The organism is Pantoea sp. BRR-3P (assembly GCF_039621635.1).
GTDB classification, from domain to species: Bacteria; Pseudomonadota; Gammaproteobacteria; order Enterobacterales; family Enterobacteriaceae; genus Pantoea; species Pantoea floridensis.
Map to the genome: position 1 here is coordinate 328,872 of NZ_CP155067.1, position 20,700 is coordinate 349,571.

A 20,700-nucleotide genomic window follows, 5' to 3' on the forward strand; every position below is an offset into this window, starting at 1 on the left:
GATGAAATCGTTTCGTTTCAACCCTCTTGCGGATGTGAAGGCGTTCCGTATTAGTCCCGATAGCAGTAACTATTTCGCCATTTTGTTCGACAAACCGCTCGATGGCATCGAGAACATCTTTGTGGTGGAAATCTTCAACGTGGGCGGTGCTACGCCGCCCAATGAACACGCCACCGCGCATGAGTTTTTCTATGTGCTGCATGGTGAAGGCGTCGCTCGCTGCAACGATGAGGAGTTAGTGATTAAGAAAGGCGATTCCCTGCTGTTGCACCCGGGTAATGATCATGCGATCCGCAACACCGGCAGGTGCAAGCTCTATACGCTGACGGTCATGACGCCCAATGAGGGATTCTCCGAACTGATTCGCAGCGGTGACCCTGTCACGCTGGATGAGGAAGATTTGCGCATCTTAACAGGAGCCTGATATGGGAGAAAACGTTTTAGGCAGCAGTCGCCAAAATCAGTGGCGTGTCTCCGCGCAGGTCATTGATATGCGACGCCCGGAGCAACCCGTGCGCGCAGTAAAGCTCGGCACGCGCGACCGATCGGTGATCTTTGATTTACAGAGTACTGCAATCATCGTAGTGGATATGCAGAACGATTTTTGCCATCCCGACGGCTGGCTCGGACACATTGGTGTGGATGTCACGCCCGCGCGCGCACCGATTGCGCCGCTACAAGCGTTATTGCCAGCATTGCGTGCCGCCGAGGTGCCCGTTATTTGGCTCAACTGGGGCAATCGCGCTGACAAACTCAATCTCAGTCCGGCTTTGCTGCACGTTTATAATCCGTATGGCACCGGTGTGGGTTTAGGCGATCCGTTACCGGTTTCTGGTGCGCCGGTATTGCAGGCGGGTAGCTGGGCGGCCGAGGTAGTGGATGAACTGATGCCGAACGATACGGATATTCGCGTCAACAAATACCGAATGTCCGGGTTTCATGACAGCGAGCTTGATAGCATCCTGCGCAATCTCAACGTCACCACCCTGTTGTTTGCCGGCGTCAATGTCGATCAATGCGTGCTCTGCACTTTGCAAGAGGCCAACTTCCGCGGTTATGACTGCCTGCTGCTGGAAGATTGTAGCGCGACGACCTCGCCCGACTATTGTCGCGATGCCACGCTGTATAACGTACAGCAGTGCTTTGGTTTTGTGGTGAATGCCGCAGAGTTACAACAGCAGCTGGAGAGCAACATATGAGTTACTTGCTGGCTGACGGCTGGATCATCACCATGAATCCGCAGCGCGAGATTCTGGAACAGGCCAGTTTACTGATTGAAGACAACCTTATCGCCGCCATCGGCACGCGTGATGCCTTGCAGCAGCGCTATCCGGAAGCGGAAATCATCAACTGCCGCGAGCGTATTATCATGCCGGGAATGGTGAATACGCATACGCATCTGTTTCAGACGCTGCTAAAAGGTCTCGGTGACGACATGGTGCTGAAGAAGTGGTTCACCTGCATGACCGGTCCAAGCGCCGTGGCGCTGACGGAGGAAGACGTCTACGCCGCTGCGCTGCACGGCTGCGTGGAATCGCTGCGTTCTGGCGTCACCTCGCTGGTTGATTTTATGTACGCCCATCCGCGTCCAGGATTGACGGCTAAAGTGATTGACGCTTTTGAAGTCAGCGGCATTCGCGGCCATGTCTGCCGCGGTTTCCTCACCAGCGGCATTGAGCACGGCATTCCCGCTGAACTGATTGAAACGCCGGAGCAGGCGCTAGCCGATGCACGTAATGTGATTCAGCGCTATCACAAGGCGGATGGACGGGTAAAAGTTGGTCTCGCGCCAAGCATGATTTGGGCGCTGGATGAAAAAGTACTGCGTGGCACACGGGCGCTGGCGAATGAAACCGGCGTACTGATCACGACCCACGTCGCAGAAACCGATTTTGAAATCGAGCAGGCTTGGCTGCGCTTTCAGGCGACCGATACGGAGTTCCTTAGCGATATCGGTTTCCTCGGCCCGGATGTGCTGGCGGTACACTGCGTGCAGTGCAACTCCCGTGATATCCGTACGCTGAAGCATCACGACACACGCGTCTCACACAATCCCTGCAGCAATCTCTACCTTGCCTCGGGTGTGGCGCCGATTCCCGAAATGCTTGCCGCCGGATTAACCGTAGGGTTAGGCTCCGACGGCCCCGCTAGCAGCAATAACCACAATCTGTTCCAGGCCATGAAAATGGCAGCGCTGCTGCCAAAAGGCGTGCATCGCGATCCCACAATAATGACCGCTGAAAAAGTGCTGGAGATGGCGACCATCGACGGCGCGCGCGCCATTGGTCTTGATCATCTGGTCGGCTCGCTGGAGGTGGGTAAACGAGCGGATGTCGTGATTGTGGATACCTCGCATCCTGCGATGACGCCGATCCACCATCCTGTCTCATCTTTGGTCTACTCCGCTTTGGGCCACGAAGTCAGTGATGTATTTGTGGATGGTGCTTATCTGTTGCGGGCGGGAGAATTTACCCAGCTTAACCAGCGGGAAGTGATGGCGCGTTCACAACGAGCGGCGCAGTCACTGGCGGTGCGCACCGGCAATGATAAAACACGCGGTTGGCGTTCAGCCGCGTTTTGATGGGGCACAGTGGCGAGTTTTAGGCTTATCACCGCGCGAACGATGCTGTTCGGTTAACAGCGGCACATTCCGCTTAACTTACTTTTTGCTACAACATTCAAACTCATACCACTCTGCAAAATGCGCTTTTAGCCCTAAGCTTTAAGGCATCTGGCCACTGTTAATGAGGTTTCAATGAGTTTACTTTTTAGCGCAACGCAACTGGGTAAGTTAACGCTCGACAACCGCATCGTGATCGCCCCGATGTGTCAATACTCCGCACAGGATGGCAAAGCCAGCGCCTGGCATCGCATCCATCTTGGCCAGCTCGCACTTTCGGGAGCGGGTTTGCTGATTATCGAAGCAACGGCGGTTGAAGCCGCAGGGCGGATTTCGCCGGGCGATCTGGGGTTGTGGGATGATGCAACCGAAGCCGCGCTGGCTAGCGTGCTGGAGGATATTCGCCACTATTCTGATATCCCTATCGGCATTCAGCTCGGTCACGCCGGGCGCAAAGCCTCATGCGCAGCACCGTGGCTGGGTGGTAACCAGCTGGCACTGAATGACGGTGGCTGGCAAACGGTAGCCCCCTCTGCACACGCTTTTAACCCTGAAGATCGCGTACCGGTGGCACTGGAAAAACAGGATTTGGAGCGACTAAAATCCGCTTTCGTCGACAGCGCGCAGCGCGCCGCGCGTCTTGGCATCCAATTGATTGAGCTTCATGCCGCCCACGGCTATTTGCTGCATCAGTTCCTGTCGCCATTGAGCAACCAGCGTCAGGATGAGTACGGCGGTTCACTGGAAAATCGTCTGCGTTTCCCGCTTGAAGTTTTCCACGCGGTACGCAGCGCATTGCCCGATTCAGTTGCAGTTGGGGTTCGCCTTTCAGCTACAGATTGGGTTGAGGGCGGCTGGGATGTTGAGCAATCCATCACCTTTAGCCAGCAACTGGAAACTGCGGGTAGCGATTATGTGCATATCTCCAGTGGGGGACTTTCACCGCAGCAGCAGATTACAGTGGGGCCCGGCTATCAGCTGCCGTTCGCGCATGATATCCGTAAGCAGGTGAAGATTCCGGTGATTGGCGTGGGCTTGATTACCGACCCGCAGCAGGCTGAAAATGCATTACAGAAAGACGATGCCGACCTGATCGCACTCGCCCGCGCGGTACTCTATGACCCACGCTGGCCGTGGCATGCCGCTGCAGCACTAGGCGCACAAGCGAAGGCTCCCCCGCAGTATTTGCGCTCCGAACCCCATGGGTTGAAAGGGACGCTGGTCGCGAATAAGGGCTGAAAATCATATCCAGGTGCGCATCCAAACGCACCTGGATATCCCTAACAGCGACCGTTACTCCGCTACAAACTCTGGCAGCAGCTTAAACCAGCTCAGCATCCATGCCAGAATATTCAGTAGACCAAATGCAAAGAGTAAAACGACCGCGATCGAACAGCGCTGCTGCGATCGCCAGGCCAGCATCGCCGGAACGATCACCGCCCACAGGGTGGCAAATAAACCGGCAAAGCCAATCGCTGCCACAAATCCACTCGGCCAGCAAATCGAGGCCATTAACGGCGGCAGAAACGTCAGACAAGCGGTTTTAAAACGCGCAGTCGGTGAATGTCCTAAGCCCAGACGATCGGCAATGAAATCAAACAAGCCGGCCGTGACGCCAAGAAATGAGGCAATCACCGCGAAATGCGAAAATATCGACATCATTAATGACAGCGCATTGACGTGCAGTTGCGCACGCAGCGCGGCCATCAGCGCCGCAATATCGCCGCCCTGTTGCACAATTTCAGGGAACGCGCTGCGCGGCAGGTTGCCCATGGTGCTGGTAAGCCAAAATACATACAACGCCAGTGACAATAGCGTGCCCAGAACCAACGCTTGTGTGATGTGCTTTTTGTTCCCCGCATAATAGCTCACCAGCCCGGTGATATTGCCATGATAGCCAAACGAGGCCAGACAAAAAGGCAACACCCCGAGTGCGTAGGGCCAGTAACGCTCCCCTGCGCCTGGCGCCTGAAGCAGCGACGGTACATTGACCTGCGTGAGCAGTCCCCCAAATAACAGGATCAAAAGCAGAATCTTGGCCAGCACGCAAAAGGTCATCAGCCGACTCACGCCGGTTGTGCCGAGCCACACCACTGCCGCCACGCCGATTGTTAACAGCACTTTTGCTTCTGCGGTGGAAATTGGCACACCCGCCTGATTAAGAGAGTGCTGATACACCGGGCCGCTGGCCGAGATATAGGCGTAGGTAAGAATGCCGAGCACAAATAAGATACTGAGCCCATTCAATGTCGCCCAACCACGCCCCAGCAGATCTTTCGTTAAGGTGTCATAGCCCGCGCCTGGCGGATAGCTGAGGCTGACGCGCATAAAAAGTAAGCCTGAAAGCAGCATGCCGCCCCAACTGACCAGTAGCATGATCATCGCCCAACCAAACCACGCGCCCGCCATCACCACCGGCAGCGTAAACATCCCTGCACCCACTACGGTGCCGCAAATAATCATCGCGCCCCACCACACGGAAGGCTGGCGGCGGGACAATGTCATCTCCGTCATCATTTATTCCCTACAAAACCGCTTAAAGGCGGCGATGATACACGGGATAACGCTAAGAAGAGAGTTACAAGCAACAGAAAGTGCGACGGTAGATGGCTGGGGTGACAATGCAAAGATGCATTACCACAGGTTGCGCCGTCACGGCAGCGGGTTGTCGCGCAGTAAAAGCCTGATTGATTAACCTGCGCCGTACTGTTTACCCCCTTCAATATGTGATCATTTTCGCAACAACCTTTTAAACATCCTTGTATGGTAGTAGAACATTAACCCTCAGGGACTTTTGCTATGGCCTCTTCCACCCTTACCCAAACGCCAGCGATCGAGAAAGATCATGCTTCACTCATCAAACGAGTGGCAAGCGCATCCGCCATTGGCACCGCGGCAGAGTATTACGACTTCTTTGCTTATGGCACCGCTGCCGTCTTGTTCTTTGGCCATCTGTTCTTTCCCAGCCACGATCCGCTCATCAGCACCCTCGCCGCTTTTGCCACCTATGCGGTGGGCTTTCTCGCTCGTCCAATCGGCGGCATCGTTTTCGGACACATTGGCGATAAAGTTGGACGTAAAAAAGCCCTGGTGGCCACCATCCTGATTGTTGGCCTTGGCACGTTTTGCATCGGATTGCTGCCGACTTACGAAAAAATCGGCATCTGGGCTCCCGTGCTGTTGATTTTGATTCGCTTGTTGCAAGGCTTTGGCGTGGGCGGCGAGCAAGCGGGTGCGGTATTGATGACCGCAGAATATGCTCAACCCGCACGTCGTGGTTTCTTCGCCAGCTGGGTACAAATTGGCGCGCCGGTGGGTTTCCTGCTGCCGCTGGCGTTGTTTGCCGTTCTTAATGCCACGCTGTCACCGGTTCAAATGATGGATTGGGGCTGGCGCGTTCCGTTTTTACTCAGCGCATTGCTGGTGATTGTTGGGCTGTTTATCCGCCTGCGCATTGATGAGTCGCCGGTGTTCGCCGCTATTCGCGAAACCAAAGCAGCAGAATCACGCCCGTTAAACGAGGTGATGCGCGGGAATCCACGCCTGGTCATTAACGGTGTCGCCGCCAAACTGATTGAAGCCTGTGCCTTTGCCCTGTTCACGGTGATTATTCTGGCGTGGGGCAAAGCTAACAATCTCGATTCTGGCATTCTGATGAATAGCATGATCGTGGCGGTGATTCTCGAGGTGTTTGCCATTCCACTCATGGGCGCGTTGTCAGACAAAATTGGCCGCAAGCCGGTATATATGATGGGTACGTTACTGATTGTCATTGCCATCGTGCCGTTCTTCCTTGCCCTGCAGCAAAACAGCTATTGGCTGACGCAAATTGCGATGATTGTCGCCCTGACACTGGGTCACAGCATGTGTTACGCGCCGCAGGCATCGTGGTTTCCGGAGCTGTTTCCCACTCACATTCGCTGCAGCGGTATTGCGGTGATTTGGCAGGTGGGCTCGCTGATTGGCAGCGGCGTGCTCGGTTTGGTCGCCGTAAAAATCCTGCAAATGACCGGCGGTCACTGGTACGGCCTGGCGCTGTATGTTGCGGTATTAGGGGTGATTTCCGTTATCGGTCTCATAAGGCTGCCTGAAACTGCACCGCGCCGTCGCAACGGCGAATATCATCAATGGCAGCAACATTAATTTGTTGAGCAGAGCGGCAGAATGCCGCTCTGTCGCGTGGTCATGTGATATCAGAGAATCATTTCCGTCTCGGCAGCGAAACCATGAGCAAGCCAATGACAATTAACACCACGCCAGCAAAGCTGCTCCAGCGGAACGACTCCCCCATAATCGGCAATGAAATCGCTGCCAGCCAAACCAGCACATAGCTCAAACTCAGCAGTGGATAGAGCCGATTGAGCGGCAAATGGCGCAGCGCCAGCATCCAGCACACCATTGAGAGCGCATATGCGCCTAGTCCGATGGCTAACAGCAGCAGTGGCTTGAGGTGCTGTAAATTGATCAACTCGCGCAGCGGCGGAAAATCCAGCATCGCCGTGCGCAGCACCAACTGCGCCAGCGACACCAGCAGTACGCTGCACAAGGCCAGCATTAGTCCTTTCATAGATGACTGCCCATCAGCGCCACGCCCGCCATTATCACCAGCGTGCCGATCCACTGTTGCAAGGTGAAGGTTTCGCGCCAGATCAGCCGCGCGGCTAATGCGACCAGCACAAAGTTAAGACTCATCATCGGATAAGCAATGCCGACAGGCACCGTGCGCAATACCATCAGCCACAGCAACATCGCCACGCCGAGCAACAGCACGCTCAGCGCAATCCATAATATCAGCCGCTTTTTACCCTGACGGCTGCCAAGATACGCCGCCTGCTTTTGACACAGTTGGGCGGCGCAGCTCAGCACACTTACCAGTAAGATCAGCACAAGATTCATGGTGTGGCATCATAGCCGTAATAGACTAAACGGCCCTGACGATAGACATCATCGGGTTCTGGCAAGTTTTTATCCGGCGTGTTGTCACCTGAGTTCAACATCAGCACCAGCGAAACTTTTCCCTGGCGACGATGCACGCGCAGCCAGTCAGCAAATCCGTCCGCATCAATAAAGTGAGATTGTGCATCCGGATAGCTCAGGCCGTATTGCAACTCCCCTTTGGCATCGTAGAAGTTGATATCGCTACGCTGCAACGCCCAGGCAACCGCTGACGCCACGCCGGGATTGTTGGCTAACAGATAACGACTATCCGCCAGCTGGTCGTGCACTGCGCTAATAAAACTCTGCGGCTGCTTGGAATCGCGTACCTTTTGGGGGATGGCAAAACCGACCAGCAGCGCCAGCACCAATGGGCAAAGGGCGGCTAACTGCCAGCGGCCGTTTTCTGGTTTGCGACTCATCCAACCCAATATGCCCCAGCCCGCAAAAGCCAGTGCTGCACACAGTACGCGCTGCAGTTCATCGCTGGCGTACAGCGGACGGTGCGCTACGCCCCACGGAGCCAGTACAATGAGAACAACCAGCGTCGTCACGGCACCGAACAGTAAGTTGATCCAGCCATTCACTTTAAACGCCTTAACGACAGAGGTAGAACCGCTGTGGGCATAATGCGCCATCAGCAGCGCCAGCGGGGCGAAGCAAGGCAATATATAGGTCGGTAGTTTGCCCTTGGCGATACTGAAAAACAGCAGCGGTAGCAATACCCAACTCAATAAATAAACCGCACCAGCGTTTTGACCGCGCTGACGCCATGCACCCGCCAGCGATCCCGGCAGTAGTGCCAGCCACGGTAAACATCCGCCTAGCAGCACCGGTATGTAATACCAGAAAGGTGCTTTGTGCTGGGCATCTGCCTCGGCAAAACGCTGAATATGTTCAACCCAGAAGAAGTAGTGCCAAAAGTCCCCTTCCTGCCGATTAATGGCCAGCGCCCATGGCAAACTGAGTAGTGCAGCAACCAGCATGGTCAATGGTCCCCAGCGCAGCAACTCGGTGAAACGCCGCTGCCAGATAGCCCAAGGCAAAATCGCCAATACCGGGACCGCCAGAGCAAGGAAACCTTTGGTCATAAAACCCATAGCGCACGCGGCCCCGAGCAGCACATACCCACACGCGCGCTGTTGCGTAGAAGTTGCCTGCGCCGCCAGCCAAAAGCTGCACATCGCCGCAACCAGCCACAGCATTAAGATGGGATCGAGCACGGCGTAAGTACCAATGCCATAGACCAACAGCGAGGTGAGGAAGATGACGCTGCTGCTTAACGCAACTTTTTGACTGGCGAACATTTTTTTAGCCAGCCAGTAGATAAGTAACGCACTGAATGTGGTACTGATAATCGCGCCAGCGCGCACGCCAAAGTTGGTATGGCCAAACAGTAACTGGCCGATGTTATTCACCCAATACCCGGCAATTGGCTTCTCGAAATAGCGCAAATCAAAGAAGTGCGGTACTACCCAATTACCGCTGAACAGCATTTCGCGGCTGATTTCAGCGTAACGGGCTTCGTCCGGCTGCCATAAGGCGCGGAATTCAATGGGGATCAGATAATAAAGCGCAAAGAGTGCTATGAGCAGCGCGGTTTTGGTGCCTGTTCGCATCCGTGAGTCCTGTAAGAATTAACGTTGGCAGCCTAACCAGCCTTCGCGCCCGGCAATATGTCCGCGCACCACGTTACCCTGCGGCAGCGTGCTGAGATCGTCTGGCAATAAGGCACTCAACGGGCAGAATTGAATGTTGTGTTGTTCAGCGCGCTTCAACAGATCGGCGAACGCCTTTAACCCAACGATTCCTTCCACTTCGGCATGAATGGTGTAAACCGGCGAACCGGTTGCAGCGAGCATTTTTTCCAGAATGTAGTCATTAAAGTCGGCAGCGCTGACCGCTTGTCCCACCACTTCATCCCAGGTTGGCAAGGTGACTGGAATTTGTACGGTGCCTACGCTGCCATTACTTAAAAGCGGCAGGAATGGCCCGGAGCCGCGACAATCGCTGTTATAGCGAAAGCCAAATTCCTGTTTGGCAGCCACCACACGGCCATCTGCGCGCCAGCCTGCCACGGCAGAGCAGGTGACGTTGTCACCAATAATCGCTTCCAGCGCACTTTTACCTTTTGCTATCTGCTCAACCAGCTTTTCCTGCGGCCAGACCCCCGCCCAGGTTTGCCATGCAAAGTGGTCCCAGGCATGTAAACCGACTTCATGGTGATCGGCGGTGGCACTGATGATCTCCTCAAGGCCACGACCAATTTCACGTCCTGGCCAGGCGGTGCCGGCCAGTAAAATATCCCAACCGTATAGTGATGCTGCGCGGGAACGCAGCATTTTCCACAAGAAGCGCGGCTTCATCAGGCGCCACAAGTGGCGCCCCATGTTGTCGGGCCCTACGCTAAAGAAGAAACTCGCCTGCATTTGATGCAAACTGAATTGCTCCAGCAACGCCGGGACACCCAGTTTGGTGCCACGCCAGGTATCGACATCGACGCGCAAACCTATTTTCTTCATGGCTTATCCTGCAGCTCAACGGTGCGCAGGAAGAAGTCCAGCGTGTTATCGATGGTAGTTTCCATCTCAACTGTTGGCGTCCAATCCAGCAAGCGACGGGCGTTTTTAATCGATGGCTTACGATGTTCAACGTCCTGATAACCTTTGCCGTAATAGCTGCTGCTTTCCACTTCGCGGAAGCCCGCAAACGGTGGGAAATTGCTACGCAGCGGATGGCGCTCAAAACTGGCCAGCAGGCGCTCAGCCAGTTCTTTAATGCTGGCTTCGTTTTCGGGGTTGCCGATATTGACGATTTGACCATCACAGTTGTTCTGCTTGTTCTCGATAATGCGGAATAGCGCTTCAATACCGTCGCGAATATCGGTGAAGCAGCGCTTCTGCGCGCCGCCGTCAATCAGCTTGATCGGGGAACCTTCCACCAGATTAAGGATCAACTGCGTGATGGCGCGTGAACTGCCGATACGCGCGGCGTTGAGGTTATCGAGGCGCGGCCCCATCCAGTTAAACGGACGGAACAGCGTAAAGCGCAGGCCCTCTTTCTCACCGTATGCCCAGATTACGCGGTCAAGCAGCTGTTTGGAGACCGAGTAGATCCAACGCTGCTTGTTGATGGGGCCAACAACCAGATTGGAATGATCCTCATCGAAATGCTGGTCGGTACACATGCCGTACACTTCAGACGTCGAGGGGAAGATAATACGCTTTTTGTATTTAACGCAGTCGCGGATAATTTTCAGGTTCTCTTCGAAATCCAGTTCGAACACGCGCAGCGGATTGCGGGTGTACTCAATCGGCGTGGCGATCGCCACGAGCGGCAGCACCACATCACATTTCTTGATGTGATACTCAATCCATTCCGAGTGAATGCTGATGTCGCCTTCCACAAAATGGAAGCGAGGCTGATCGAGGAAGCGGCTAATGGCATCAGAACCAATATCCAGGCCATAGACTTCGAAGTTATCGTCCTGCAACAGGCGCTCGGTCAAATGGTTCCCGATAAACCCATTCACGCCGAGGATCAGCACGCGCGTACGGCGCTTCAACGCCGCCACCGGCTGAGAATAAAGCAATGCCCCTTTCACCATGCCAAGGCTCTGCGCCAGCTGGCTGCCGTTCATATAGACGCCGTTATCGACTTGCCCTGTAACCACTTCCAGCGCGCCTTCTCCACAGGCGATCATAAACGGCTCAACGGATAAGACGGTGCCCGGCTTTGCCTGATGCTCAGCGCAATGAACGCGCCCTTTCCACACCACGAATTTAACCGTACCGGCAAAGGCAAACGCGCCCGGCCACGGATCGGTTACCGCCCGCACCAGGTTGTTGATCGATTTCGCAGATTGCTCCCACTTGATGCGGCCATTTTCCGGTGTACGGCGTCCTACCATCGTCGCCTGGCTATGATCCTGCGGTGTTGTGACAATGTCACCTCGCAGCAACCCAGGCAGCGCCTGCTCCAGTAGCTGGGTAGCGCAGGCCACCAGTTTTCGATGTAGCGTTAAAGCGTTGTCCTGCTCGTCAATGGCCACGCGCTGCTGCGCCACAATGTCACCCGCATCGGCGCGTTTCACCATGCGGTGTAGCGTGACGCCCGTTTCTGTTTCACCGTTGACCAGCACCCAGTTAAGAGGCGCACGACCGCGATATTTCGGCAGCAGCGAACCGTGCAGGTTAAAAGCCCCCACGCGTGCGCAATTGAGGATGTTGTCGCTTAATAACTTGCGATAGTAAAACGAAAAGATGAAGTCGGGCTCCATCGATTTGATGCGGTCAACCCACAGTGGATGATCGGCATCTTCCGGTGCATACACGGCAATGCCATGTTCAGCGGCCAATCGTGCCACCGAAGGGAAAGCGTGGCTCTCAGGCGAGGTGTCCGCATGGGTGAAAATAGCGTCGATCTCAAAACCAGCGTTCAGTAAGGCAGAAATACCAGCACAGCCCATTTCGGCGTAGGCGAAGACGATTGTTTTCATTGCTCAATTTCCTGTACAGAAGAGGCATCTTTCTGTGAATTAATAACACGTTGTATGAAGTAGCGCGGACGGGCACGAACATCGTTATAAATACGCCCGATGTATTCGCCGAGTAAGCCCATACCGATAAACTGGGCGCCAACAAAAATAAACAGCACCGCGAACAGCAGGAATACGCCGTCACCCGCCCAGGCTGCGCCAAGGAACAAACGCAGCACAATCAGCACCAGAGAGAAGGCAAAACCGAGAAGCGCGATCAAACTCCCTACGATACTCAGCAGACGCAATGGCGTGGTGGTTAAACAGGTGACGAGGTCGTACATCAGGTTAATCAGCCGCATAAAACTGTACTTTGAGTCACCAAACTCGCGCTCGGCGTGAGCTACGGGTAATTCAATGGTACGGCGGGCAAAGGTGTTCGCCAGAATGGGAATAAACGTGCTGCGCTCATGGCAGTTCAGCATCGCATCGACGATATGACGGCGATAAGCGCGCAGCATACAGCCATAATCGCCCATCGCTTTGCCGGTTACGCGCTGAATCAACTGATTGATGGTGCGCGAGGCGCGGCGACGGAACCAGCTATCCTGACGGTTCTGTCGCACAGTTCCTACCACGTCATAGCCTTGCAGCGCCGCGTTGACCAGATTGGGGATTTCTTCTGGCGGATTTTGCAAATCGGCATCCAGCGTAATAATCAAATCGCCACTCACATGGCTAAATCCCGCCATGATCGCCGAGTGCTGGCCATAGTTACGATTGAGTAGTACGCCCACCACATGGCTGCCCGGCACAGTGGCAGCGTCAGAGATCATCTCGCCTGAGCGATCGCTGCTGCCGTCATCCACCAGCAAAATCTCATAATCGAGCCCAACACTTGCACAGGCAGCATCGGTTCGACGCACCAGTTCGGGCAGGCTCTCCTCTTCGTTGTACACCGGGATTACCACGGAGACTTTACGAATGGTTTTTTCTTCCAGCATGTCAAACTCCAGCGATCTGTCGCAAAGCACTTATCACGCGATCAACGTCCTCATCGCGCATATCAGGGAACAACGGTATTGAGCAGATGCGATCGCTATTCCATTCCGTATTGGGCAGGGAAAGATGCGGATAGCGCTCGCGATAATATTTATGGGTATGCGCAGCGCGGAAATGCAGGCCAGTGCCAATATCCTGTGCTTTCAAGGCTTCCATTAATGCATCGCGGCTTAGGCCACAGGTGGCTTCATCAACACGAATAATGAAAAGATGCCAGGCATGCTGATGCGCCCAGTGCGGTTGAACTAACGGCATAAAAGGCGTATCGGCTAACCCGACGAGATAGCGTTGCGCAATGGCGGCGCGGCGTTCATTGATGGCAGGAAGTTTCTTCAACTGGACCAGCGCAATGGCGGCACTGATATCAGGCAGATTGTATTTAAAGCCCGGCATGATCACTTCCGCCTGCGGCTTGCGCCCGTGCGTATGGCGATCGTAAGCATCAACGCCTAAACCGTGGAATTTCAGGCTGCGCATACGATCGGCCAGCTCATCATCATCCGTGACAATCAGGCCGCCTTCGGCACAGGTCATATTTTTGATGGCATGGAATGAGAAAATCGCCGTGCCCTGGTTGCCAACATGCTGTCCCTGGTAATAACACCCTGCCGCATGGGCGGCATCCTCTATTACCGGAATGCCATGACGCTCGCCAATGGCGCGTATGGCAGCAAGATCGGCTGGCGCACCGGCGTAATGAACGGGAATGATGGCGCGCGTTCGAGGCGTAATTGCTGCTTCGATTTGTTCAGGCGTAACCATCAGGGTATCGCGATCAATATCAATCATGACCGGCGTGGCGCCCAGCAAGGTAATGATATTGATGGTAGAGACCCAGGTAAGGGATGGCGTAATCACTTCGTCGCCCGGCTGAATATTCAGTGCCAGCAACGTGACATGCATTCCTGCAGTAGCAGAGCTAACCGCAATTGCATGCTTATTACCCGTTAGCTGGCAAAAAGCCGCTTCAAGAGCTGCGTTTTGTGGCCCGGTAGTGATCCAGCCGGATTCAAACACTGCTTTAACGGCTGCTAACTCTTCGTCGCCCAATGATGGACGCGAAAATGGGAGGAAATTCATAAACTCACCTTAACGTTTAACGCCTTGAACTACCTGTATTAGGGCCAGCTGCAATATGCGGCTAAGTGTTTCCATCACTAACATTAAGTAACCTGCTGTTTAAACGTAGGTTAAACCACGCAAATTGCGTAGCACGAATTGTTAATAATCGATTCAGTCGGAAAAACATAAATTTTGTTGCTTTATCGCCCTGTGTAACAAAATACGGATGAATACTTAACGGAACATTAAATGGGTCGTTAACTTAGTGGCTTTTTTCTGAGATGTTGAAGATTGGTAGAAGAAGGAGGGAATGTGGCCTTATTTAAGCAATAGCCAGGTTGCATCTGTGTGACGGGGAGCAGAACGCACGGCATGTACATGAGTCGATACTAATAAAACGCTTTTAAACAATAAGTTAACTTATAAACTATACTCTTCTTAAGGTTATGTTAAGGTTGTGACCTCACACTATGTCAGGATATGCCGACTAATCTTTTGAAGGAGAGTGCAATGAGAACAGCGACAGACAGACTTTCTCAGGCTGCGTTGCGCCGCCATCATATTGGCGTTAAAACCAAAGGACTGCGCTATCGCGGCGATCTGTACGTTTTTCGCTACAATGCCGGTCAATATGATGTGTACCTCAATAATGACTGTGTTATGTCACTTGCCACCAGTAACGTACAGGAGGCGATTCAACTGTTTAAACAGCAATCGTGACACGTTGACCTTGCCCTGTTTTTTACCGAATTCTGGATCCCGATCGGCAATTTTGCTGTAACTCCCTGTAATCTCGTCTTTCCGCTCGCCGCTATGCACGCTTCGGCGTAATGTCTCTCGCCATCAACAAGCCTGGACGGCATAAGAGGAATGACAATGGAAGTGGCGTATTGGTTGATAGGCGGTTTAATGGCTTTGGCCATCGGCAGTTTTCTCAACGTGGTGATCTCTCGCCTGCCGTTACAATTGCAGCAGGATGAAGTAGCGGCCACCCTGTTTTATCCCGCCTCACACTGCCCACAGTGCAAAACGCCTCTGCGCTGGCGCGATAATATCCCGGTACTGAGCTGGCTGTGGTTGCGAGGTCAATGCCGTTACTGTGGGTGCGTGGTGAGCATGCGTTATCCACTGGTGGAAATACTCACCTCACTCTCTGCGCTGTCGCTTACCTGCTATTTACCCTTCGATAAACATTTAGTGCCAGCACTCTTGTTTATCTGGTCGTTACTGGTGCTGGCGTGGATCGACATCGAGCATTTTCTGTTGCCAGATGTTATTACTCTGCCGTTGCTATGGGCTGGACTGCTATTTAAAACAATGGGCTGGCTAGCGGGACCGTTAAACGAAGCCGTTATAGGTGCTGTGGCGGGATACCTCTCTTTATGGCTATTGGCTAAAATTCATCAAAGGCTAAGAGGGTTTGAAGCCCTGGGCATGGGAGATGCCAAATTGCTCGCCGCGATGGGCGCGTGGCTGGGCTGGCCTCTTTTACCCTCTGTGCTTTTGTTCGCTTCTAGTGGCGCTATTTTATGTGTTTTGATTTCCAGAATGGCCTGGCAGCGAGAGGTGAATCACGTCATTGCTTTTGGCCCGTGGATTGCTCTCTCAGCGATAAGTCTCTTTATTCATTCGATTATTTTTTAACCAGTTCATTTTGTGGTAGCAAAACAGGCGGCCAATTATTGGCCAACGCCCTGATTCATATATGGAAAGAGTAAACAATTCTAAACAAAATTAATCATTGTGATGTAGGTCAAAAGGCTCTATATTGGCCGCGTTTTTTTCACGGTTGTTACTTTTTTATTCAATTAGTCAATCGGCAAGCCAATGCGAGCCCCGGTTGAAGGAGAGATATGATGACGGATAAAGTCCGTATTGATAGTTTTGGTGCCAACTCATTCAACGGAAACAACGACGCATTCCTGGCCCGTCAGGCCGAGTTTGAATCAAACGTCAGGAGTTACCCGCGCAAATTGCCTTTAGCGATCGCTAAAGCCCATGGCGTGTGGATCACAGATGTTGAGAATAAACAATATCTTGACTGTCTGGCTGGCGCAGGGACGCTGGCACTGGGTCACAACCATCCTGATGTTCTGCAGAGCATACAAAATGTCATTACCAGCGGCTTGCCGTTACATACTCTAGATCTGACTACGCCTCTTAAAGATCAGTTCTCTGAATCCTTGCTGTCGCTGCTGCCAGGCCAGGGCAAAGAATACTGCCTGCAGTTCACCGGTCCTTCTGGCGCCGACGCCGTTGAAGCCGCGCTGAAACTGGCGAAAAAAGCCACTGGCCGTAGCGGTGTCATCAGCTTCTCTGGCGGCTACCACGGTATGACGCACGGTGCCTTGTCCGTCACCGGTAACCTGTCACCGAAAGAAGCGGTTGACGGCATGATGCCAGAAGTCCAGTTCATGCCTTATCCGCATCAATATCGCTGCCCGCTGGGCATCGGTGGTGAAGCTGGCGTAAAAGCGCTGACCTACTACTTTGATAACCTGATCAATGACGTGGAAAGCGGCGTACGCAAGCCTGCCGCGGTGATCCTCGAAGCCGTTCAGGGTGAAGGCGGTGTTAACCCGGCGCCGGCTGAGTGGCTGCAGCGCATCCGCAAAGTCACCCAGGAACACGGCATCCTGCTGATCCTTGATGAAGTTCAGGCTGGATTTGCCCGTACCGGTAAATTCTTCGCCTTCGAACATGCGGGCATTGAACCAGACATCATCGTCATGTCTAAAGCGGTTGGTGGTGGTCTGCCACTGGCAGTATTAGGCATCAAAAAGCAGTTTGACGTTTGGTCACCTGGCCATCACACCGGCACTTTCCGCGGCAACCAGCTGGCGATGGCAACCGGTTTGACCACGCTGAAAATTCTGCAAGAGCAGAATATCGCCGATAAAGTTGCGGCGCAGGGTGAGTGGCTGAAAGCGCAGCTAATCGCGATGCAGAAACGCTTCCCGGTTATTGGTCACGTGCGTGGCCTCGGCATGATGATTGGTATCGAGATCGTTAAACCGAACGAAGCAGCCGATCATATGGGTAGCTTCCCAGCTGACGGCGAGCTCTCTGCTCTGCTACAGAAGAAGTGCTTCGAAGCAGGTCTGATTCTGGAGCGCGGTGGCCGTCATGGCGCAGTGTTGCGTCTGCTGCCTTCACTGCTGATCACCAACGATGAGTTGGCGATTTTCCTGGATAAATTTGAGCAAGCGCTGATTGGTGCTGGCGTCAATCCTGTTTGATTGGAAGCGTAAATGTCTGAAGTAAACCCGATTCTGGCCGCCTCTGCACAGAGCATTGAGGCGTACCAGCAGGCGATTGCGCAAAGCAGCGCCGCGGTTGTGCAGTGGCTGCAACAGCCTGAGATGTATCAAGGCAAAACCGTTGCCGAACTGCGCGAGCGTATCACGCTCGACTTCAATCCAAACGGCCTGGGTAACCAGGCCGCGATTGAACGTGCGATTGAATATTTCCTGAAAGACAGTCTTTCAGTACATCACCCACAATGTGTGGCACACCTGCACTGCCCTAGTCTGGTGGTGAGCCAGGCAGCAGAAGTGCTGATTAATGCCACCAACCAGAGTATGGATTCGTGGGACCAGAGCCCTTCTGCCACCATCATTGAGATCAAACTGATCGAATGGTTGCGTGCGCAAGTGGGTTATTCGGCTGGCGACGCGGGTGTTTTCACCAGCGGCGGCACCCAAAGTAACCTGATGGGTCTGATGCTGGCGCGCGATGCGTTCTATCAGCGCCAGGGTCACTCAGTGCAGCAGCACGGTATCACCGGCGATCTGCGGAAGATCAAAGTGCTGTGCTCTGAAAATGCGCACTTCTCAGTGCAGAAAAACATAGCGCTGCTCGGTCACGGCTATCAGTCTGTGGTGCAGGTGAAGTCTGACCAATTCGCTCGTATGGATGTGTCAGACCTGAAAGCCAAACTGGCACAGGCCGAGGCCAACGGTGAGCAGATCCTGGCTATCGTCGCAACCGCCGGTACTACCGATGCGGGCGCTATCGATCCATTGCGTGAAATTGCCGGCATCGCGGCAGAGCACAATATCTGGGTGCACGTTGATGCAGCCTGGGGCGGCGCGCTGCTGCTGTCCGAGAAGTATCGCGACTACCTTGATGGGCTGGAACTTGTGGATTCCGTTACGCTGGACTTCCACAAACAGTATTTCCAGACCATTAGCTGTGGTGCATTCCTGCTGAAAGATGAGCGTCATTACGAGCTGATGCGCTATCAGGCGGCTTACCTGAACTCTGAGTTTGATGAAGAGGCAGGCGTGCCAAACCTGGTCTCCAAGTCTCTGCAAACAACGCGTCGCTTTGATGCGTTGAAACTGTGGATGGGCCTCGAAGCGCTGGGTCAGAAACAGTATGCGGCGATCATCGATCACGGCGTGACTCTGGCGCAGGAAGTGGCGAAGTTTGTCGCCTCTGAACCGCGTCTGGAACTGGTAATGCAGCCACAGCTGGCCAGCGTACTGTTCCGCTACCGTCCAGAGCAGCTGTCGGACGTCTCACAGATTGCGCTGTTCAATCAACGAATCGGCGATGCGCTGCTGGATTCAGGCCGCGCTAACGTCGGCGTGACCGAGAATCAAGGCGTAACCTGCCTGAAGTTGACGCTGCTGAACCCAACCGTAACGCTGGAAGATGTCAAAGTCCTGCTGGCCTTGGTTGAGAAAACCGCGAATCAGTTGCTGAACGCCTAATCTTGCGCGATGTGATAAAGCCGATAACTGGCAACGGTTATCGGCTTTTTTATTGGCTGCATCGCTCACTGATGCTTGTCAGTTGAGAGATGAAACTGACCACAAACGCAGGCATCATAGCGGCACACTTTATTGCGTGATAAATTGCGCCGCGACGCAATGTAAGCAGATTGGCTACAGCACATCGGCATTAAAGTAAAAATTCCTGCCTGAAAACCTCTCGCTTTTCCCATACCGATACATTACTGACAGACTAATAATACCGCTTAAAAATAGTAAACCTTCTTTATTATCAGAGTAAGCAGTTGACTCAGCGTCCAATAAAGCATCAATTCGCTAGAGAATTGATAAGTTATTTTGATCATTTCCCCGCTCAAATTAAAGCACATATACAGAGAATTATCTAATGCTTGCCGGCAGCAAAAAATAATAGATTAAAGTAATAAAATCGCCTTCAAATAATAGATTATTCATTCACTTTTATCATTCAAAAAAACAACATTTCATTAACACGAGTAAAATAAAAAACGGACTCTAAATAACTCATTGAATAATAAGAAGTAACAATGAAAATCAAACTTCCCGGAAATGTCTGGTAAAGGTATTTTTTACTGCTAATTTAATTAACGTTAAAAGAAATGATGGCCCGCTATATTTTCTCTCCATGAAATAAAATCCCAGATAATAACCTTAACCGTAAGAAATTTCTTGATTGGTAAAATCAACTAATAGGTTTGCTCGATCATCAATCATAATTTCAATAGGCTAAAACTATCGTTTGGAGCTTATTAATATTCACAATCATTTAGCTATTTTATTTGCCTTGGATTTAAATTGTTCGAATAGAGGTTCATTTAATGTTTTCGCTTAATAGGTAACAACCGTATGAGCTCTAACTTTTTTCTCTATTCTGATCTTGAGTTTGACCCGCTCTACAGTGAAATAGATTTCGCTATATCACGGCTGGATTCCAATAACGATCCATTAGAGGAGATTTCGTCAGATATTATTTCATGGTCTCTTATCAATGATCAGTGCGAGAAATTACTTGAAAAGGGATTTAACTGGCGGGTTCTGCTCTGGCAACTTCGTGCAAAATTAATGCTGCAGGGAATTTCTGCGTTGTGGATAACGCTACAGATTTTAGAACAAGCGTTAGAACAATTGCCTGCCGATAGTGAGGTTAGAAGAGATGCCGCAACCGGGCTAATTTGGCTCGCGGGAAATCAATGTTTTACGTTATTTAAAAATGCTCAGCTGACACCTGGAATGACCTTGAGCCTCGAACGTTGCCAGGTTCGAGAGTCAAATGAGGATCGATCTTCCTTACCCTACCCGGAAATTATTTCTGCTGTTGAGACGGCCGACCGGTGGTACAGGGAACAACATATTCCAGCACTGCATAGTCAGTTGATTGATTGTCAGCGAATGCTGAATTACATCAGTGAAAACGTCAATTTTTCGTCTGATGGCTATCAGTTTAATGCCACAAATCTGAGCAGCTATTTACTCTCTGCGCAGAAAAACTTGTCTGGATTGTCGGCTAATCCAGCCTCTAACAGTGATGAAGAGCTTAATACACATGTAGAGCCTTACTTACCAGCATCAGAACAACAGATACCAGATATCCCGCAAAATAGGCGCGAGGTAATTATTATGCTCGATCATATCCTGACCTATTTTGAACAGTATGAACCTAGTCATCCCGCGCCCGTTTTTATTCGACGTTCAAAGAAAATGATTGGCATGGATTTCATGGCGATTGTCGAAGAAATGCTACCCGATGCGCTTAGTACGTTACAGCAATTTGCAGGAAAGTCTTAACC

The 20,700-nt window shown here is 52.6% G+C and carries 18 protein-coding genes; 10 read left to right on the forward strand and 8 right to left on the reverse strand.

The window, feature by feature from the left end:
• The first annotated feature begins 1 nt into the window (after position 1).
• The 4 genes from AAGR08_RS21135 (at position 2) to AAGR08_RS21150 (ending at position 3,859) form a co-directional block, all read left to right on the forward strand.
• Positions 2-424, forward strand: a complete 423-nt coding sequence (locus AAGR08_RS21135; RefSeq protein ID WP_345830764.1) for a cupin domain-containing protein — start codon at positions 2-4, stop codon at positions 422-424.
• A 1-nt stretch (position 425) separates the two neighbouring features.
• Positions 426-1,199 carry a cysteine hydrolase family protein gene (locus AAGR08_RS21140; protein ID WP_097097868.1) on the forward strand — a complete coding sequence of 258 codons (774 nt, stop codon included), beginning with the start codon at positions 426-428 and terminating at the stop codon, positions 1,197-1,199.
• Positions 1,196-2,581 (forward strand): amidohydrolase, encoded by a 1,386-nt coding sequence (locus AAGR08_RS21145; RefSeq protein ID WP_345830766.1) that lies wholly within the window; start codon positions 1,196-1,198, stop codon positions 2,579-2,581. Before AAGR08_RS21140 ends, AAGR08_RS21145 begins: the two co-directional genes overlap by 4 nt.
• A gap of 174 nt (positions 2,582-2,755) precedes the next feature.
• Entirely contained in the window at positions 2,756-3,859 is a 1,104-nt protein-coding gene (locus tag AAGR08_RS21150) for an NADH:flavin oxidoreductase/NADH oxidase (protein WP_345830768.1), read from the forward strand.
• A gap of 54 nt (positions 3,860-3,913) precedes the next feature.
• Here AAGR08_RS21150 and AAGR08_RS21155 read toward each other — a convergent pair whose 3' ends face one another.
• The gene (locus tag AAGR08_RS21155) at positions 3,914-5,134 is read right to left on the reverse strand and encodes an aromatic amino acid transporter (RefSeq protein WP_345830770.1); all 1,221 of its coding nucleotides are present in this window, start codon (positions 5,132-5,134) and stop codon (positions 3,914-3,916) included.
• A 285-nt stretch (positions 5,135-5,419) separates the two neighbouring features.
• Here AAGR08_RS21155 and AAGR08_RS21160 point away from each other — a divergent pair, with 285 nt between their 5' ends.
• Positions 5,420-6,763 carry an MFS transporter gene (locus AAGR08_RS21160; RefSeq protein ID WP_345830772.1) on the forward strand — a complete coding sequence of 448 codons (1,344 nt, stop codon included), beginning with the start codon at positions 5,420-5,422 and terminating at the stop codon, positions 6,761-6,763.
• 58 nt (positions 6,764-6,821) lie between these two features.
• Here AAGR08_RS21160 and arnF read toward each other — a convergent pair whose 3' ends face one another.
• Genes arnF through arnB form a run of 7 tightly spaced genes read right to left on the reverse strand, consistent with a single transcriptional unit; the run spans position 6,822 to position 14,174 of the window.
• A complete protein-coding gene (gene arnF / locus AAGR08_RS21165) occupies positions 6,822-7,187 on the reverse strand; it encodes a 4-amino-4-deoxy-L-arabinose-phosphoundecaprenol flippase subunit ArnF (RefSeq protein WP_097097863.1) in 366 nt (121 codons plus the stop codon).
• Positions 7,184-7,516 (reverse strand): 4-amino-4-deoxy-L-arabinose-phosphoundecaprenol flippase subunit ArnE, encoded by a 333-nt coding sequence (gene arnE / locus AAGR08_RS21170; protein ID WP_345830774.1) that lies wholly within the window; start codon positions 7,514-7,516, stop codon positions 7,184-7,186. Before arnE ends, arnF begins: the two co-directional genes overlap by 4 nt.
• Positions 7,513-9,174 (reverse strand): lipid IV(A) 4-amino-4-deoxy-L-arabinosyltransferase, encoded by a 1,662-nt coding sequence (gene arnT / locus AAGR08_RS21175; RefSeq protein WP_345830776.1) that lies wholly within the window; start codon positions 9,172-9,174, stop codon positions 7,513-7,515. Before arnT ends, arnE begins: the two co-directional genes overlap by 4 nt.
• An 18-nt stretch (positions 9,175-9,192) precedes the next feature.
• Complete coding sequence (arnD, locus tag AAGR08_RS21180; RefSeq protein ID WP_345830778.1) at positions 9,193-10,077, reverse strand: 4-deoxy-4-formamido-L-arabinose-phosphoundecaprenol deformylase; 885 nt, start codon at positions 10,075-10,077, stop codon at positions 9,193-9,195.
• The gene (gene arnA, locus AAGR08_RS21185) at positions 10,074-12,053 is read right to left on the reverse strand and encodes a bifunctional UDP-4-amino-4-deoxy-L-arabinose formyltransferase/UDP-glucuronic acid oxidase ArnA (protein WP_345830780.1); all 1,980 of its coding nucleotides are present in this window, start codon (positions 12,051-12,053) and stop codon (positions 10,074-10,076) included. The genes arnD and arnA overlap by 4 nt, the downstream gene beginning before the upstream one ends.
• The gene (gene arnC, locus AAGR08_RS21190) at positions 12,050-13,036 is read right to left on the reverse strand and encodes an undecaprenyl-phosphate 4-deoxy-4-formamido-L-arabinose transferase (RefSeq protein ID WP_345830782.1); all 987 of its coding nucleotides are present in this window, start codon (positions 13,034-13,036) and stop codon (positions 12,050-12,052) included. The genes arnA and arnC overlap by 4 nt, the downstream gene beginning before the upstream one ends.
• Position 13,037: 1 nt before the next feature.
• Positions 13,038-14,174, reverse strand: a complete 1,137-nt coding sequence (gene arnB, locus AAGR08_RS21195) for a UDP-4-amino-4-deoxy-L-arabinose aminotransferase (RefSeq protein WP_345830784.1) — start codon at positions 14,172-14,174, stop codon at positions 13,038-13,040.
• 492 nt (positions 14,175-14,666) lie between these two features.
• Between arnB and AAGR08_RS21200 the strand changes: the two genes are divergently transcribed.
• From AAGR08_RS21200 to AAGR08_RS21220, 5 genes are all read left to right on the forward strand, one after another.
• The gene (locus AAGR08_RS21200) at positions 14,667-14,876 is read left to right on the forward strand and encodes a hypothetical protein (protein WP_097097856.1); all 210 of its coding nucleotides are present in this window, start codon (positions 14,667-14,669) and stop codon (positions 14,874-14,876) included.
• Positions 14,877-15,026: 150 nt separating this feature from the next.
• A complete protein-coding gene (locus AAGR08_RS21205) occupies positions 15,027-15,800 on the forward strand; it encodes a prepilin peptidase (RefSeq protein ID WP_176519234.1) in 774 nt (257 codons plus the stop codon).
• Positions 15,801-16,009: 209 nt separating this feature from the next.
• Positions 16,010-17,395, forward strand: a complete 1,386-nt coding sequence (locus AAGR08_RS21210; RefSeq protein ID WP_097097854.1) for a diaminobutyrate--2-oxoglutarate transaminase — start codon at positions 16,010-16,012, stop codon at positions 17,393-17,395.
• A gap of 12 nt (positions 17,396-17,407) precedes the next feature.
• A complete protein-coding gene (locus AAGR08_RS21215) occupies positions 17,408-18,874 on the forward strand; it encodes an aspartate aminotransferase family protein (RefSeq protein WP_345830789.1) in 1,467 nt (488 codons plus the stop codon).
• 885 nt (positions 18,875-19,759) lie between these two features.
• Positions 19,760-20,698: a type VI secretion system ImpA family N-terminal domain-containing protein gene (locus tag AAGR08_RS21220; protein WP_345830791.1), complete on the forward strand. Its 939-nt coding sequence runs from the start codon at positions 19,760-19,762 to the stop codon at positions 20,696-20,698.
• Positions 20,699-20,700 lie beyond the last annotated feature (2 nt).